The organism is Binatus sp. (SeqCode) (assembly GCF_049584895.1).
Taxonomy (GTDB): domain Bacteria; phylum Desulfobacterota; class Binatia; order Binatales; family Binataceae; genus Binatus.
Window position 1 is genome coordinate 107,639 of record NZ_JBAUYR010000029.1, and the last position, 15,716, is coordinate 123,354.

Annotated in this window: 15 protein-coding genes and 2 pseudogenes; 3 read left to right on the top strand and 14 right to left on the bottom strand. The window is 60.0% G+C overall.

Annotated elements, in window-relative coordinates; translation table 11 throughout:
• Window positions 1-20: 20 nt before the first annotated feature.
• Together WB650_RS04665 and WB650_RS04670 are read right to left on the bottom strand one after the other, a co-directional pair.
• On the bottom strand, window positions 21-1,127 hold the full coding sequence (locus WB650_RS04665; RefSeq protein WP_422307518.1) for an acyl-CoA dehydrogenase family protein: 1,107 nt from the start codon (window positions 1,125-1,127) through the stop codon (window positions 21-23).
• An 82-nt stretch (window positions 1,128-1,209) separates the two neighbouring features.
• Window positions 1,210-2,454 (bottom strand): acyl-CoA dehydrogenase family protein, encoded by a 1,245-nt coding sequence (locus WB650_RS04670; RefSeq protein WP_423959611.1) that lies wholly within the window; start codon window positions 2,452-2,454, stop codon window positions 1,210-1,212.
• 67 nt (window positions 2,455-2,521) lie between these two features.
• On the opposite strand from WB650_RS04670, the gene WB650_RS04675 reads away from it, so the two are divergent.
• Window positions 2,522-2,830, top strand: a complete 309-nt coding sequence (locus WB650_RS04675; protein WP_422303636.1) for an ASCH domain-containing protein — start codon at window positions 2,522-2,524, stop codon at window positions 2,828-2,830.
• A 66-nt stretch (window positions 2,831-2,896) separates the two neighbouring features.
• Window positions 2,897-3,187, top strand: a pseudogene (locus WB650_RS04680) (YfhL family 4Fe-4S dicluster ferredoxin); the annotation flags it as partial.
• Between the two features lie 845 nt (window positions 3,188-4,032).
• Here the strand turns inward: WB650_RS04680 and ilvA are convergent.
• The 9 genes from ilvA to WB650_RS04725 form a co-directional block, all read right to left on the bottom strand.
• Window positions 4,033-5,262 (bottom strand): threonine ammonia-lyase, encoded by a 1,230-nt coding sequence (gene ilvA, locus WB650_RS04685; RefSeq protein ID WP_422303635.1) that lies wholly within the window; start codon window positions 5,260-5,262, stop codon window positions 4,033-4,035.
• Window positions 5,263-5,270: 8 nt separating this feature from the next.
• The gene (locus WB650_RS04690) at window positions 5,271-5,621 is read right to left on the bottom strand and encodes a hypothetical protein (RefSeq protein ID WP_422303634.1); all 351 of its coding nucleotides are present in this window, start codon (window positions 5,619-5,621) and stop codon (window positions 5,271-5,273) included.
• Window positions 5,618-5,956, bottom strand: a complete 339-nt coding sequence (locus tag WB650_RS04695; protein WP_423959613.1) for a hypothetical protein — start codon at window positions 5,954-5,956, stop codon at window positions 5,618-5,620. Before WB650_RS04695 ends, WB650_RS04690 begins: the two co-directional genes overlap by 4 nt.
• A 36-nt stretch (window positions 5,957-5,992) precedes the next feature.
• Window positions 5,993-6,814, bottom strand: coding sequence for a MerR family transcriptional regulator (locus WB650_RS04700; RefSeq protein ID WP_423959615.1), 822 nt, complete (start codon window positions 6,812-6,814; stop codon window positions 5,993-5,995).
• A 96-nt stretch (window positions 6,815-6,910) separates the two neighbouring features.
• Entirely contained in the window at window positions 6,911-7,324 is a 414-nt protein-coding gene (ribH, locus tag WB650_RS04705) for a 6,7-dimethyl-8-ribityllumazine synthase (RefSeq protein ID WP_422303631.1), read from the bottom strand.
• A complete protein-coding gene (gene hisF / locus WB650_RS04710) occupies window positions 7,321-8,124 on the bottom strand; it encodes an imidazole glycerol phosphate synthase subunit HisF (protein ID WP_423959618.1) in 804 nt (267 codons plus the stop codon). The genes ribH and hisF overlap by 4 nt, the downstream gene beginning before the upstream one ends.
• A 2-nt stretch (window positions 8,125-8,126) precedes the next feature.
• Window positions 8,127-8,747, bottom strand: a complete 621-nt coding sequence (hisH, locus tag WB650_RS04715; RefSeq protein ID WP_422303629.1) for an imidazole glycerol phosphate synthase subunit HisH — start codon at window positions 8,745-8,747, stop codon at window positions 8,127-8,129.
• A gap of 382 nt (window positions 8,748-9,129) precedes the next feature.
• Window positions 9,130-10,284 carry a hypothetical protein gene (locus tag WB650_RS04720; RefSeq protein WP_423959620.1) on the bottom strand — a complete coding sequence of 385 codons (1,155 nt, stop codon included), beginning with the start codon at window positions 10,282-10,284 and terminating at the stop codon, window positions 9,130-9,132.
• Between the two features lie 190 nt (window positions 10,285-10,474).
• On the bottom strand, window positions 10,475-12,517 hold the full coding sequence (locus tag WB650_RS04725) for an APC family permease (RefSeq protein WP_422303560.1): 2,043 nt from the start codon (window positions 12,515-12,517) through the stop codon (window positions 10,475-10,477).
• Between the two features lie 241 nt (window positions 12,518-12,758).
• Between WB650_RS04725 and WB650_RS04730 the strand changes: the two genes are divergently transcribed.
• Window positions 12,759-14,087, top strand: a complete 1,329-nt coding sequence (locus WB650_RS04730; protein ID WP_422303559.1) for a sigma-54-dependent transcriptional regulator — start codon at window positions 12,759-12,761, stop codon at window positions 14,085-14,087.
• Here WB650_RS04730 and WB650_RS04735 read toward each other — a convergent pair.
• The 3 genes and pseudogenes from WB650_RS04735 to WB650_RS04745 form a co-directional block, all read right to left on the bottom strand.
• Entirely contained in the window at window positions 14,038-14,619 is a 582-nt protein-coding gene (locus tag WB650_RS04735) for a YajG family lipoprotein (protein ID WP_422303558.1), read from the bottom strand. The two genes, WB650_RS04730 and WB650_RS04735, sit on opposite strands and share 50 nt — an antisense overlap.
• 344 nt (window positions 14,620-14,963) lie before the next feature.
• Window positions 14,964-15,089, bottom strand: a pseudogene (locus WB650_RS04740) (IS1 family transposase); the annotation flags it as partial.
• A gap of 193 nt (window positions 15,090-15,282) precedes the next feature.
• The gene (locus tag WB650_RS04745; RefSeq protein ID WP_422303557.1) at window positions 15,283-15,705 is read right to left on the bottom strand and encodes a hypothetical protein; all 423 of its coding nucleotides are present in this window, start codon (window positions 15,703-15,705) and stop codon (window positions 15,283-15,285) included.
• Between the last annotated feature and the right edge of the window lie 11 nt (window positions 15,706-15,716).

Genomic DNA, 15,716 nt, shown 5'->3' on the forward strand with positions numbered 1-15,716 from the left:
TTTCAGTTTTTCACTGACTCTCAATACGCGCCAAGCGTCGCGACGCGCTCGCGATGGAACGACGGCGAGCCGAAGTAGGACTCGTTGAAGCGGGCGCGCTTGAACCACAGATGCATGTCGTGCTCCCAGGTGAAGCCGATTCCGCCGTGCATCAGGACCGCGCGATCGGTGCCACGACTGTAGATATCGCACAGGCGCGCCTTCGCCATCGCCGCGGTGCGCGACGCGTCGGCGGCGTCGGTGTCCAAACCGTAGGCAGCGTACCAGAGCATCGCGCGCGCGGGTTCGACGTCCGCGACAATTTCGGCGGCGGCATGCTTGAGCGCCTGGAACGATCCGATCGGTTTGCCGAACTGCTCGCGCACTTTCGAGTAGTCGACCGCCATCTCGAGCGCGCGCTCGGTACCACCGAGCGAGTCGGCAGCGACGGCCACGGCGGCGACGTCGATCAGCTTTCCGAAGAGATCCGATCCACCGCCGTGAAGCCGCTCGGCGGGAACATTTCTAAGCTCGACGCTCGTAACACGTCGCGTGAGGTCGAGATTCTTCAGCGATCGAATCGTCAGGCCCGGCGATTTTGTATCGACCACGAACAGACGAATATCAGAATCGCGTTTGGCGGCGACCACAATGAAGTCGGCGACGTTGGCATACGGCACGAACATCTTGGTGCCGTCGAGATGCCATCCTCCGTCGCCCTTTATGGCTATTGCGTTGATATCGCGAGCATCGATCGAGCCCGCGCTCTCGACGACCGCGACGGTGCCTATAGCCTTGCCCTCGGCAAGCGGCGTCAGCCACTTTGCCTTGAGCTCCTCGGAACTGCTGAGTTTGAGCGCGCTGGCCGCGAGCGCGGAAGAGAACAGGAACGGCCCCGGCATCGCAGCGTAGCCGCCTTCTTCGAGGAGCATCGCCATGTCGAGCATCCCGAGTCCGGCGCCACCGAATTTTTCGGGAACGATTAGCCCGGTCCATCCGAGCTTCGCGATATGGTCGTAGAGTTCGCGCGGATAGCCGTCCTCCGTCGCCATCACTTTGCGCACGAATGTGGTCGGGCATTCGCCGCTCAGGAATGCGCGCGCGCTTTCCTTGAGTTGCTGTTGTTCTTCGCTTAGTCCGAAATCCATTGTTGTCCTTGCGCCCTCCGTTTTTCCCAGCAACCTAACCCCTAACCCCTTCCCGAGCGGGAAGGGGAACGAGAAGATTGGGTTAGCGGGACTTGGGCATCTTGAGGCCGCGCTCTGCGATTATATTTTTCTGGATGTGCGAGGTGCCGCCGCCTATAACCAGCCCGAGCGAGAACATCCACTCGTACGGCCAGTAGGCGTGATCGAGTGCGGCTTCGTCGTCGCGCGAGAGCATCGAGTAGTCGCCCATCGCCTCCATCGCCGCGGTGGCCAGGTCGTGATTCAGTTCGGTGCCGACGAGCTTGTTGATCATCGCCTCGACGCCGGGGTTCTTGCCGCGAATGTGATCGGTGAGCTGTCGCAGCGAGTGAAATCGCATCGCCTCGACCCGGATCTCCAACTCGACGAGCCGCTGGCGGAAGACCGGATCCTCGGTGAGCGGACGGCCGCCGCGGGTGATCGATTTGGCCAGCGCCAGCAGGCGATTGAAGCGCTGTTCGCTGCCGCTGGCGGATCCCAGCATGTTGCGCTCGTGAAAGAGCGTCGCATTCGCGACGATCCATCCTTCGTTGAGCTTGGCGACCAGGTTTTTGCGCGGCACACGGACGTTGTCGAAAAAAACTTCGTTGAAGCCGCGATCGCCAGTCATCTGAACCAGAGGGCGCACGGTGATTCCTGGCGTATGCATGTCGATGAGGATGTACGAAATGCCGCGATGCTTGGGGGCTTCGGGGTCGGTGCGCACCAGGCAGAACATCATGTCGGCGTATTGCGCGCCCGAGGTCCAGACTTTCTGGCCGTTGACGACGAACTCGTCGCCGACAATTTCCGCGCGCGTTTTCAGTGAAGCGAGATCCGAGCCGGCGCCCGGCTCCGAATAACCCTGGCACCAGATTTCTTCGGCGGTCAAAATTTTCGGCAGGTAGCGCTGCTTCTGCTCCTCGTTGCCCCACGAGATGAGCGTCGGCCCGAGCATCCCAAGTCCTGACGCGCCGACATTGTACGGCGTCTTGGCGCGAACCATCTCGTCGTTGACGATTGATTGGCGCACTGGATCCATCGCCTGTCCGCCGTATTCTTTCGGCCATGCGAGCGCGATGTAACCGGCTTCGTACAAGCGGCGCTGCCACGCCTTGGCGCGCGCGAGCCAGGTCTTGTCTTCGCGGCCCTCGCGACTATCGGAGAGACCGCTGGTCGGCATATTCTCGGCGAGCCAACTGCGGACCTTGAGCCGAAATGCTTCTTCTTCGGGCGTGAATTGCAGATCCATAGGAACTCCTGCGGTCGTGATCGATTTGCGCGCGTACCGCGGCTTCGCGCCCAGCATAGTCAAAACCGCGTCGCCGCGAAAACCGCGCTTCGCACACGGATCGCAGTTGCGCTACTGATTGTCGATGGTATTTACGAGACGACTTCGCGAGCCGGTCATGCGCGGCGAAGTCACGTGCAGCGTACGCATCTGGCAGAGCCCGCACGTCAAGGTCGGCGGCCACTACCGATTGGGCGACGGATTCATCGAAGTGACATCGGTGAGGCGCATCACACTCGCGGACATCACTCCGGAGCTGGCGCGACGCTCCGGCTTCGCAGGTGTCGTCGATCTCCTGAAGGTGGCGAAACACGGTCCGGGCGAGAACGTCTACCTGATAGACTTCGAATATCACGCAGACTCTAGCCGCACTCGGAGACCGATTGCCCGCTGAAATCAGCGTTGTTAGAGTTTGAAGTTGATCACGATCAAGTTTCGGCGATAGACCGGGGTTCACCAGATGGCGACGACGATCACGAGCGAATGTATCAACTGCGGAGCGTGCGAGCCGGAGTGTCCGAACACTGCGATCTACGCGGGCGGAGTGCCGTGGGAACTGAACGGCACGCCGGGTGCCGCGATTGCGCAGGACATCTATTACATCGTGCCGTCGAAGTGTACGGAGTGCGTCGGCTTCCACGACCATGAAGCATGCGCTGCAGTATGTCCCGTCGATTGCTGTATCCCAGATCCCGCAAATCTCGAGACCGAAGGCGTGCTGCTCCAGCGCGCGAGAGAACTACATCCCGAGACGACTTTCGCCGACGATGCGCCATCGCGGTTCCGCAAAGAAGGCGGTGCCCAAGCACCTGCGGCAAATGGGGCGGCAGCGGAAGCGCCTAAGCCCGCACTCGCTCCTGCGCCAAAGCCAGCGGCGGCAGCTCCAGCCCCGGTGGCTCCCGCAGCGGCCAGAGCAACTTCAGCGTCGAGCGCGGAGTTCAATCCGCTCGGATGGGAAGTTCCCGTCATCTGCAAGGACTGCAACGAGCCGTGGACGATCCCGTACCGGCTTTTCGAGAAGGGAGTCGTGTTCCATTGCCCGTTCTGCTCAGGATCGTACGTGCCGAAGACCGCGATGTACCGCGCGGTGAAAGAGACCTTCGAGGGCTTCTACAACAAGCGGCGCGCCGATCGCGAGGCGTTCGAGCGCAAACGCGCGCGCGAAGCAGCGGCGTTCGAAGCGAAGCAGGCGGCCGAGATGGAAGCGTTCAAGCAGAAGCTCGAAGCGCTCGCGCATTCGATGAAGCCGGCGGGCAAGCTGGTGAGGCCGACCGGCATCGCGTCGATGTTCACGTAGAGAATCGAAGAACGAAATCTAAATGAAACCCACCGTGGGTTTCAAACTTCCTTCGGCAGGGGTGACCCCTGCACCCATCGTTAGAAGAAAGATGCGGGACTTCGTCCCTGTTAGAACTTTTTGTCATCCTCTCCCAAGTAAGCGACCGGCGACAAAGTCGCCCGTCGCGTGACAGTCCCCCAACTAGTTCGAACAGGGACGAAGTCCCGCATCTTTTCTTAATTCTAAGGTGCAGGGTTTAACCCTGCCCAAGGAAGCGTGAAACCCACGGAGGGGTTTCACTACAATAAAGTTCCTCTTCACCCCAGCGCGGGAACTTCGAACGCGTAGCCGCGGCGCTTTAGCTGATCGCGAATTGCTTCGATGTGCGTGGGGCCGCGGGTTTCCAGTTCCAGCATCACGCGAGCGCCGCCGATAGCGATGTCGCGGCGAGTGCGATCGTGGTCAATCGCGCGAACGTTTGCGCCGGTCGCCGCTATCATTGAGACCAGTTTGCCGAGCTCGCCGGGGCGGTCGCGCAAATCGACGGCGACCCGAAACAGCCGCCCGACTTTTACCAGGCCGTGGCCGATAATCCGATCGAGCACATTGGTGTCGATATTTCCGCCGCTCACCACAAGGACTACGGTTTTGCCTTTCAGATCGTCTTTGAGTTTGAGCGCGCCTGCGAGCGCTGCGGCGCCGGCGCCTTCTGCGAGAAGTTTCAGGCGCTCGAGCATCAGAAGAACCGCCTCGCTGATTTCGAAATCGTCGACGGTGACGGCGCGCTTGACGCGCCTGCGCATCACTTCGAACGGAATAGCGCCGATTCGTCCGGTGGCGAGACCGTCGGCAATAGTATCGACCGGACGGCCGATCGACGCAGCCGCGTCGGCAGCGAGACTCGCGGATAGTTGAGGTGAGCCTGCCGCTTCGACGCCGATTACTTCGGCGTTGGGCGCCCGCGTCGCGAGCGCAGCCGCGATTCCTGCGATTAGTCCGCCGCCGCCAACTGGAACGATCACGAAGTCCGGGGTAACTTCGTCGGCGATTTCCAATCCTACTGTGCCCTGCCCCGCGATCACTTCGAGATCGTCGTATGCGTCGATGAAGCATGCGCCGCGCTCGGTGCACATCTTAATCGCAGCCGCGCGGGCCTCCTGGTAATCGACGCCTTCGAGCACCACCGACTGGCCGTAGCTGCGGGTCGCGTCGATTTTGGCAATCGCGGCCGTGGTCGGCATCACGATCGTCGCGCTCACGCCCGCGCGAGTGGCGGCGTAGGCAAGCGCCTGGCCGTGATTTCCGGCGCTCGCGGCAACGACACCGCGCGACTTTTGATCGTCGGCGAGGGTGGCGAGCCGGTTGTAGGCACCGCGAATTTTGAACGATCCCGTCTTCTGCAGATTTTCGGGCTTGATGAGCACGTGCGCGTCGAGCATTCGATCGAGGGTCGCACTGCGAATCAGCGGCGTCGCCTTGATGATACCGGCGAGGCGTCGGCGCGCCTCTTCGATATGTTCGGGCAGGATAGAGCGCTCGGATGGCATCGGAAGATCTAGCGATGAGCGGGCGGAGTGAATTGTCGCGGCGATGCAGTGCCAAATGACTGGCCGTCGAAGTCGATCTGTGTGCACGCCCCGGTCTTGTAGTCGAGATCGAGCAGGACGTTGCGGATGGCGCGCCGCTTGATCGAGGCAATCAGTGCGCCGACGGCCTCCGGATCAGTGGTCGAGATCGCGGCGACTTCGGCGGCGTCGAGATTGCTCGTGCGGCAGAACTCGCGCGCTTTGTCCTCGCTCGAAAACGCGAGCGCTCCGGCCCAAGATGCGCCCTTCTCCTGGAAAACGATCAGCGCGCCTGCGGAATCGAGCAGCAGATGGAGTTCTTTGGGAATCGACGCGCTCACGTGCCTTCGACCGTGAGCTTGCCGGTGCGAACGGCCGCCGCGCGCTCGCGCACCAACGCGGGATAGGTGTAGTAGTGCTCGCCGCTCAGATGCAGGAACGAATCGATGTCGACGTCGTCGAGTTCGAGTTCTGCAATCGCGTGCTCGGCGGACTTGCGGTCGGCAGCTTTGACGATCGAATCGTAGAGCGCGCGGCCTTGCGGGGACTGGAAGTCTTCGCGCGGCGGAAGTCCTTCGGCGCCAAGTTTACCCGAGTGAAAATTGTCCAGGATGAAGCGCAACGCTTTGAGTTCGTGGCGCAGGATGTCGATTGGTTTCAGTGAATCGCGCGGCATACCGCGAGCTTATCGCTGCGTATTGCGGTGATTCAATCAGTCGCCTTTGATTAAGCGATGGATCGCGCTCAGGTGGCGCTGCGAGTCGCGCTTGCGGCCCGCCGCTTCATACATCTCGGCGGCGTTGCGATGCGCCTCGACGTTGGCGGGATCGCATTCGAGCGTGCGCAGGAAACTTCGTAGCGCGTTCTGCTGCTCATCCTTCCTGCGATAGAGCAGGCCGAGCTTCAGGTGGACGTCGGCGCTGGCAGGGACGATCGTCGCCGCGCCGAGCAGATGGCGCAGCGCACCGGCGAGATCGCCTTCGCGTTCGAGCAGCGTGGCGAGCCGCATATGCGCCTCGAAGTTGCCGGGCTCGCGGCCGACCAGCTCGCTGTAGATGTTAAGTGCGCGGAGTGGATCCTCGTCGGCGACGCGACGCGCCTCCTCGAAACGCTCGCGCACTCGCGCTGGGCCGAAGCCGTCTTCGACCTTGCCGGGCTGATAACTACGCTCGAAGTCGAAGATCAGCTGTCCCGTCTCAGCTTCGATCAGCGAAGGACCGTCGCGCACGACGATGCGTCCTTCGTCGTTGACGAGTTTCAGCGAGGTGACGGATCGCTCCGGATCGACCAGCGTGCGCACCCGCTCGAGAGTTCGCTGGATCGGATCGATATGCTGGCGCGTGCCGAGCAGTTCCTTGGCCAGACGCATCTCGAGCAGGTCGTTGAACGCAAACCGATAATTGCGGCCGCCAAGATTCAGCGGGCGCACCAGGTTGCGCTTGACCCAGTAGCGAATACGCTCGGGCGTGACCGCGAGAATCCTCGCAGCCGTACGCGTGGAAAAAGTCTCACCCCCGCCGCCCGCCTCTGCCATCATCTTCAACACCGACGTCGAGGAGTATAAGGAGTCGCGCGCATGGTCTCAACGAGGCGCCGCGCGATTCTCAACAACTGTGGAGCGATGGCGAACTCAGCCGCGAATTTCCTTGAGCGCGCGCGCCACACTGACGACGGCGTTGACCCCGTTCTTCGCGTTCTCGATTCGCGCAACGGCCTGCTCGTCGGTCATCGCGGGTCCGATGATTGACAGGCCGACGGGCTTGTCGAACTCGAGCGCAAGCTCGATGCCGGCGCGGGCGATCGCGTGCGCGATTACTTCGTCGTGGTTGGTCTCGCCCTTGATGACCGCGCCAATCATCACGACGCCTTCGATTTCCTTGCGCTGGAGGAGAGCTTTCACGACCGGCGCCATGTCGTACACTCCTGGGACGCGGACCACGCGCGCGACCTCGACGCCAAGCGACTCGGCGTGACGACGCGCCCGATCTTCCATCGGCGTGGTCACCTCGGAGTTGAATTCCGAAACTACAAACGCGATTTTCATCGTGCTGTCATCAGGTCAATTGTCACGGCGTCGCGAATCTCGACGCCGCTGCCTTTGAGATACGACTTCAACGCGGGAATCGGATGCTCGCCGTAATGAACGATGGACGCGACGATGGCGGCGTCAGCCATTCCTGTCGTAAACGCGTCGCGCAGATGAGAAGGTTCGCCGGCGCCGCCGGATGCGATCACGGGAATCGAAACCGCTTCGCTGATGCGGCGCGTGATTTCGAGATCGTAGCCGAGCTTGGTGCCGTCGCGATCGATCGAGTTGATGCACAGCTCGCCGGCGCCGAGACGCTCGCCCTCGAGCGACCATGCCAGCGCGTCGCTGCCGGTGGGCTGGCGTCCGCCGTCGATCACGACTTCGTAACCGGTCGGCACTTCGGGACGCACCCCGGTTTTCTTCACTTGCATCGAGAGCACGATGCACTGGCTGCCGAATGCGCGCGCGCCCTCCGAGATGATTGCGGGATTGCGCACCGCGCCGGAGTCGATCGAGACTTTCTCAGCGCCCGCGAGCAAAACGGAGCGCATGTCTTCAAGGGTGCGCAGTCCGCCGCCGACGCTGAAAGGAATGAAAATTTCGCGCGCCACTGCGCGCACGACATCGAGCATGATGCCGCGGCGCTCATTGGAAGCGGTGATGTCGTAGAAAACGATCTCGTCGGCGCCTTCGGTGTAGTAGTAGCGCGCCATCGCGACCGGATCGCCGACGTCGACGTTCTTGAGGAACTGCACGCCCTTGGTGACTTTGCCGTCGCGGACGTCGAGGCACGGGATAATTCGTTTCGCGAGCATCGTCAGCAATTGATCCGGCAGAAGTTGTCGAGCAGCTTGAGGCCGGCGGCGCCGCTCTTTTCGAGATGGAATTGAGTCGCGATCACATTGTCGCGCGCGACTGCCGCGGTGAATGGAACGCCGTAGTCGCACGTGCCAATCGCGATCGAAGGGTCGTCGGGAATCGGATAGAACGAATTTACGAAATAAAAGTGGGTGTTGTCGGGCACACCAGCGAAGACGCGATGCGCCCGCGCCTGGCGCACGCGGTTCCATCCGATCTGCGGAACCTTGAGCGGGCGGCCGTCAATTGAGCGCGGGTAGCGTGCGACGCGGCCCGTGACGATGCCGAGGCATTCGGCGCTGTCCTCTTCGCTGCGATCGAACAGGACCTGGATACCGATGCAGATGCCGAGGAACGGCTTGCCCGCGCGGGCGACGTCGTTGCGCAGAACCTCAACGAGTCCGAGCGCGCGCAGATTTTCCATCGTGGCGCCGGCCGCTCCGACGCCGGGGAGTATCACGCGATCGGCGGCGACGATGCGCTTGGCGCGATCGGTGATTTCCGACTTATGGCCGAGAAATTCGAGCGCGCGCTGAACGCTGGTCAGGTTGCCGGCCTTGTAATCGACGATTGCAATCATGGGTGAAATCCAGCGAAAGCGATCATAGCTGGAGTCGCATCGCCACCCAACCCAAGTCTTTCTTTTGAGAAGAGGGAGCAGTCGCGAAATGGAGCGCGTTGCAAGATATACCACCTGTAGTAGTTTCGGGATCGCTGAGGTACCAAGGGTAGCTTCGTTCCGTCAAAAATGATTTTTTGCTTCGCTGATGGCATCCAGCGACCTAACGCTAATCCTTCCCATTGTGGGAAGGCGAACCAGATGGGGGATGAGGAAGGCCTGACGCATCGCTACAAAGTAACACAGAATATCCAGTGACGGTCAGGGTGAACTAGTTCATCCTCAACCGTTCGACGCTGTATTAATTTCAGGTCGAGTGTCCTGGTTTGAAATCGCGCGTGTCCTACTGCTTGTACGGCACGGCTTTCTCAGTGGTTGGATCCCAAGTCGGGTCCCACTGCGAACTTGTGGGATCCGTGTTTTCCCAGCAGTGCACTGTCGGCGCGATGACCACCACATCGCCGTTTTTGTCTGCGTCTACGTACGAATCGTGCACGTACTTAGCCGCGCCTAATTCACATTGGGCTTGCGTCTTAAATTCCTTCTCACAACTGTGAGCCTCGCCCTCCAAAGTGACGCAGTTTGGAGAATCTTTGGAGCAGTCGCTTCCTTCGGCAACGCTTAGACACCAGACCAAGACAGGAATCTCTCTCACAAGGACGAGGACGCCATCCAATCGCGGCGGTACTTTACCATAGACCTCGCGCACGTTTTCTGATTTGTCCACGAAGACCCCAATCCACGTCTCGACGACCGCTTTCGGGCGGGCGTTCTTATCAAGGATGAGATCTGGCGTCATATATTTGACGTGCGGCACCTTTAGCACCCAAGCATTCGCGGCGATGGCGGCTTCCGCCCGGTGCCGTGCTGTGTTTTCTACGCATTCCGCTCTCGGCGCGAGGACCACCACATCGCCTTTTTTGTCTGCGTCTGCGTACCAATCCTGCCTGTACTTCGCCGCGTCTAATTCACATTGAGCCTCTGTCTTAAATTTTGTCAGACAACTGTATGCTTCATTCTCCGTAGTAACTGCGCAGTCGGAACAGTCTTTGGCGACGTCCTTCCCTAATCTAACACTTAGACACAAGACCGCGACAGGAATCGCTCTCACAAGGACGCGGACGCCATTCAATTGCGGCGGTACTTTACCTGCGACCTCGCGCACGTTTTCTGATTTGTCCACGAAGACCCCAATCCCCGCCTCGCCGACCCCTTTCTGGCGGGCATTCTCATCAATGATGAAATCTGGCGCCATATATTTGACGTGCGGCACCGTTACCACCCAAGCATTCGCGGCGATGGCGGCTTCCGCCCGGTGCTCTGCTTTCCACAGTTGCGGATAATCGCCCTCCGCCTGAGCCTGAGAGACGGTAGGCCAGACATCCGCTGCTTTCCTTGGCGGTGTGGGGGTGGGAGATGGTTGAGCATTGGTCGTTGTAGGAACGACCATGAGATACCAGCCCACAAGCGTGAGAGCGGCTGCGTGGCGGACATTCATCAACCTTGAGTTAGCAGACCACCGCGCGCCCGACAAAGGGCGGCCCTTCGAGAGATGGTCGCGCGAAAGAAGAATCACAGGCTAAAGCCTGTGCCACTTCAGGAGGACCCTCACCCTTCGGCAAGCTCAGGGCAGGCTCTTCGATCCTTTCCCTTTCAGGGAGAGGGGAAATGAAAAATGGAATCGCGAATCAGATTTCGGCGCGGATGTCCTGGTCGTCGGAGAGCACGCGGACGTTTACGTGACGCTCGTCCGAGTCGCCGAGCGATCCCCAATGCATCGCGAAGTTCTCGAGCTGGACGTCGGGATTAAAGCGCGCCGACACGCCCATCACGACTTCGTCGACGCTGAGCAGGAACGCCATGCGCGCGATCGCGTAGACCTGATCGTTGGAGACGACCACCAGCGGGGTGACGGCGCGCCCGTGATCCTCGCAAACCTTGACCACCTTGCTGAAAAGTTTTTCCTCGGCGTCGCTGAAAATCTGACCGCCGTCGCTTGATGCAAGACCCTTTTCGGTTCTCACCGTCAGCGCGATCAGCTCGGCGTCGTCGCGCTCCGACAGGTAGCGATGCAGATGCGCGAGATTACCGGGATCGCGAATCGCTATCAGCTTCTTGTGCGGGGCGAACAGGCCCAAGCCGATCGAATCGACCTGGCTTTCCTCGATCAGCTGCAGATTGAACTTCTCAGGCTCCTCGCCGTATTCGTGCGCGACTTGCCCGTTGATCTTTTCCGAGATCTCGAAAATCACGAATAGCGCGAGCGTGAAGCTTATGCCGGAGATCGTCGCCACCTGCTTGGTGAAGAGGTTAATGACCGCGGTCGCGAACAGAACAGTAAACGTCAAGGCGAGACCGAGCGGGAAATCCTTACCGCCGGGGCGAAACCATTTCAGGTTGAGCGGCATCCGCCACAAGCGATGATACTTGTCCTTGTAGCGCAGAATCAGCACGGAGAGAGTCTTGAAGACGAAGCTCCAGATCACGCCGAAGGCGTAGGCCTCGCCCAGCACGAACATGTCGCCGCGCGAGAGCACGATGGTGGCGATTTGGAGCATCGCGACCATGTTCACGATGCGGTAGTTGGTGCCGTACTTCCTATGCGGATGACGGAACCAGTCGAGCAGTACGCCGTCTTCCGCGACGCGCGTGAGCACGCCGGTCGAACCGACGATCGCGGTGTTAACAGCGCCGGCCAGAATAAGGAATCCGACGAAGACGACGAACGCGCGCAGCGCGATTCGCGCCCATAGCGGCCCAATCATGAACATCGCGAGGCCGCCGATCAGGTCGTCGCCGTAGTTGGACATGCGGACGCTGTCAGGGATGATCATGACTGCGAAGAAGGAGACCAGCGAGGTCAGCAGCAGGCTGTAGATGAAAATGACCATGCCGGCGCGAAGCAGATTCTTGAGCTTGGGCGCCTCGATCTCGCGGTTGATTTGTGCGAGAGATTCTTCACCCGACATCGCGAGGATCGAATGGCCGAATGCGATCAGAATTCCCAAGGTGCCGATGGTGCGCGCACCCGGAAAGTGCTTGAGCCATCCGAGCGAGTCGTTGGTGAATTTCAACTCGAACGGCGGCAGATGAGCACCGCGCGTATAAATCGTCAGCCCGCACCACACGATCATGATCACGGCCATCACGGTCGTGATCTGCATGATGCGCATCGCCTTGCCGCTGGATTCCTCGATGCCGAGAATATTCTGGCGCCAGAAATATACGGTCACGGCAATGGCGAAGAAGGCGGCGGTGAAGTCGGGCGGCAGTATAATGGAGGAATGCCCGAGCTTGAGCAGCTCGTTAATCAGACCGACCAGGTATTGGCCGGCCGAAACGCCGCTGATGGGGCCGGTCAGGATGTAGTCGAACATAAGGGCCGACACCGAAATTTTCGCGAGCGTCGAGCCCATCGCCTCTTTGACGACGCGATAAACGCCGCCGCGGGTGAACATCGAGCACGATTCCACGTACACTGCCCGCACCGCGTACGAGAACAGCATGACGGCGAGGATGAAGTACGGCGCGGAGCGGCCGCATGCGGTCTCGACAATGCCGCCGATGTAGTAGGCTGAGGACGCGAGGTCGCATAGCACGACCGCGGAGGCTCGCCAGAAAGAGATGAAGGCGAGCATCCCGGTGGTTACTACGATTGCTTTAGTTTGTTTGCCGAAGGTCGCCTGCGGCTGAGCCCGCTCGGCGCCGAGAACTTTTGGAGTGGCTGCCAAGTATCAAATCTCCCCGAGCAAACGCCGGAAAAGCCGGGCTTGCCAAGGGTTTCAAAGTGCAAGATGCAGACCGCAATGATTCACCATGATCTAGTTGCTTTTTGGAAAGTTCGATGTGCGGAACGCAATGGCTTTAGCGACTATGGTCATGCAATTTGCAATTATCCGCCGCGGTTGACTCTTGATGCTGCCAGCCAATCGAGCATTAGAATGGGACCTGAACAGCTAATCGAGGACGCGCTTGGCTAACATTCTTGTCGTCGATGACGACCGCAATATCCGTCGAGTACTGGCGGCGAGTCTTGAGTCGGCGAGTCATCAGGTGACCGTCGCTGAGAATGCGGAACGCGCACTGGAACTTTTAGGGCCGTCGGTGCCAGCGATAGTCATAACGGATGTCCGCATGGAGGGGATGGGCGGGCTGAAGCTGCTCGAGTCGATCAAACGGCTCAACCCCACGATGCCGGTCGTGATGATGACGGCATTCGGATCGATTCCCGACGCGGTCGAGGCGATGCGCCTGGGGGCATACGACTACGTCACCAAGCCGTTCACGGCGGACCATATAGTGCATGTCGTCGCGCGGGCGCTCGAGGTGCATGAACTTCGATCCGAGAACAAGGAGTTGCGCGATCGAATCGAGAGCCTGACCGAGCCCGAGCCGTTTCTCACCTACAGTCCGCATTCGCGAAAGCTCGCGGAGATTGCGGCGCAAGTGGCCGACAGCGACGCGACCGCGTTGATCACCGGCGAAAGCGGCACCGGCAAGAGCATGCTGGCCTCGTACATTCATCGCTTGAGTCCGCGCGAGGACGGGCCGTTCGTCCAGGTCGCCTGCACGACGCTCAGCGAGCATCTGCTCGAGAGCGAGCTGTTCGGCCATGTGCGTGGATCGTTCACCGGCGCGATCAAAGACAAGCCCGGGCGCCTCGAAGCGGCCGAGGGTGGCACGGTGTTACTCGACGAGATAGGCGACCTTACGCCGGTGGTTCAATCGAAGCTTTTACGTTTTCTGCAGGAGCGGACGTTCGAGCGCGTCGGCGGCGCGCAGACGATTAAGGTGGACGCGCGCATAATCGCCGCAACCAATCAGCATCTCGAGCAATTGGTCAAGGAGAAGCGGTTCCGCGAGGATCTCTACTACCGGCTCAACGTGATCGAATTGCAGGTGCCGGCGCTGCGCGACCGGCCGGGAGAAATCCTGAAGCTGGCGGAGCACTTCGCGGCTCAAGCTGCACAGACGCATCATAAACCGGCGCATTCTATCGCGGCCGAGGCGCGCGAAGCGCTGCTGTCGTACTCGTGGCCGGGCAATATCCGCGAGCTGCGCAACGTGATGGAGCGCGCGGTGATACTGAGCCGTGGCGAGACGATCAATTTGAGCGATCTGCCGGACAAGATTCTCGCATCACCGGACAAACTCGATCACAGCAACACGCTGGAGCAGATGGAACGAAAGCATATCGAGATCGTGCTCGAACAGGCGATGACGCTGGAAGAAGCGGCCGAGATGCTGGGAATCAACGTCGCGACATTATGGCGAAAGCGCCGGCGATACGGCCTGGACTGACCGGTTTCGGAGGAGGCTGCTGACGCGTCGAGAGGATCGCGGCTGTGAAGGCTGGATCCGCGAACAGTCGCTTGAATGCGTCCTCGAGGGCGCCCTGAAGCTCAGGAGTGGCGCACTTCTTCATCCATAGGAAAGCGTAAGCGGGGATGGCCTCCCCTCCGACTACTCGAGAGTATTGAACTTTCCCGGTTTGCGACTGAACCTCAACGCGCATCGAAAGGGAACCGCGCGAGGTGACGTCCGTCGAAAAGTTATCGACATCACACGTCGCGCCGAATGCGCTGAGCTGGATTGAGACAACTCCGCCACCATCAGCGATTCTGAACCCGCGCGCCTTTAGTTCACTCTCGGCCGCACCTTGTAGAGTCTCAGGAGCGTCTTTGACTTGGTAATGCAGGTTGCCCATGAAATAGTTGAACGTCTCTGGCTCCACGTCTTCCACCTTCACTTGTACCGAAACCGCGTCGGCTCCCTTGACCGGCTGCACCGTTTGTTGCGGTAGGTAGGAGATCGGCAGCCTTGGCGCTTGCATTGCGCATCCACTGAAGAAGAACGCAGATGCAGCGTAGACGAACAGTCTAGTTGCCAGACGAGCGCCCGCGCAGAATCGACAGCGGCGGCAATCGGACATCATGACGAACTAAACTATCAGTTGCGCGCAGCATGGAAAGTCGGGTAGTGGGTCAGTTTGAACGCTGAAAATAAAAGTAGAAAACCTGTAAGATCAGGACGGCCAGTCCAGTCATTCGAAGCGTCGTGATGCTGTAATTCTCCCTCATCCTGGGATTAACGCGAAAGACGCCTTCAGGCCAAATCAAAAACCATGCGGCCAACGAACCAAACACGATCGCCGCGGCTAGTGTTAGCCAGTACATTTTACTCAGTCTGTTCCTTCTGACTCGCTTCCCATTCGTCCACGATCCGCACCATATCATCAAGCGACCACAGAGTATCGGTGACGCCTGCAGCCATTGCTGGCGTCACTCTGGTCGTCTGGTGGATGCTATGTCGCCGATCATTTTCGCTAATGATAATGGATCACGCGGACGTTTCTTGCGCCTCTCTGCCATGCAAGTATTATCGCACACGTTCAGCGCGAACGCACCGCCGACCGATTTCAAACTGACCCACTACCGAAAGTCGCGTGAGCAGCGGAACCTAAGATTGCGCCGGCATTCGAAGCGAGAGATCTGCGCTAGGGTTTTTTGCTGATGGCGCCCTCGAGACGGCCGTGACTCTTTACGCACTGGCCCAGGCCGGTGAACGGATCCGGCCAGTCGTGAGTGATGCAATAGGGCAACGCACCGAGCTCGTCCTCTGTATATCCGCGCGACGTGAGCTCCTTTTTGAGGCATTCGGCGTGCGGCTGATTGGCGCCCGCGACACCGGCGGCATCGTCGGCAGCTTCGGTGATCAGAGCGTTGCGAAGAGCGATCTTCACCTGCGGATCGTTACTCTTGCCGAGTGAGCCCGCGATGTTGCTCGACGGGCCGCATACTCCGACCGCGTCGACGAAGGCCTCCTCGGCCCCGGTCGGACTCAAATCTTTTGCGAGTCCCGCACCGACCGCGGTCATCAGCATACTTGTCGCGATCAATGCCACAGCAAATCGTTTCATCACTGGTCCTC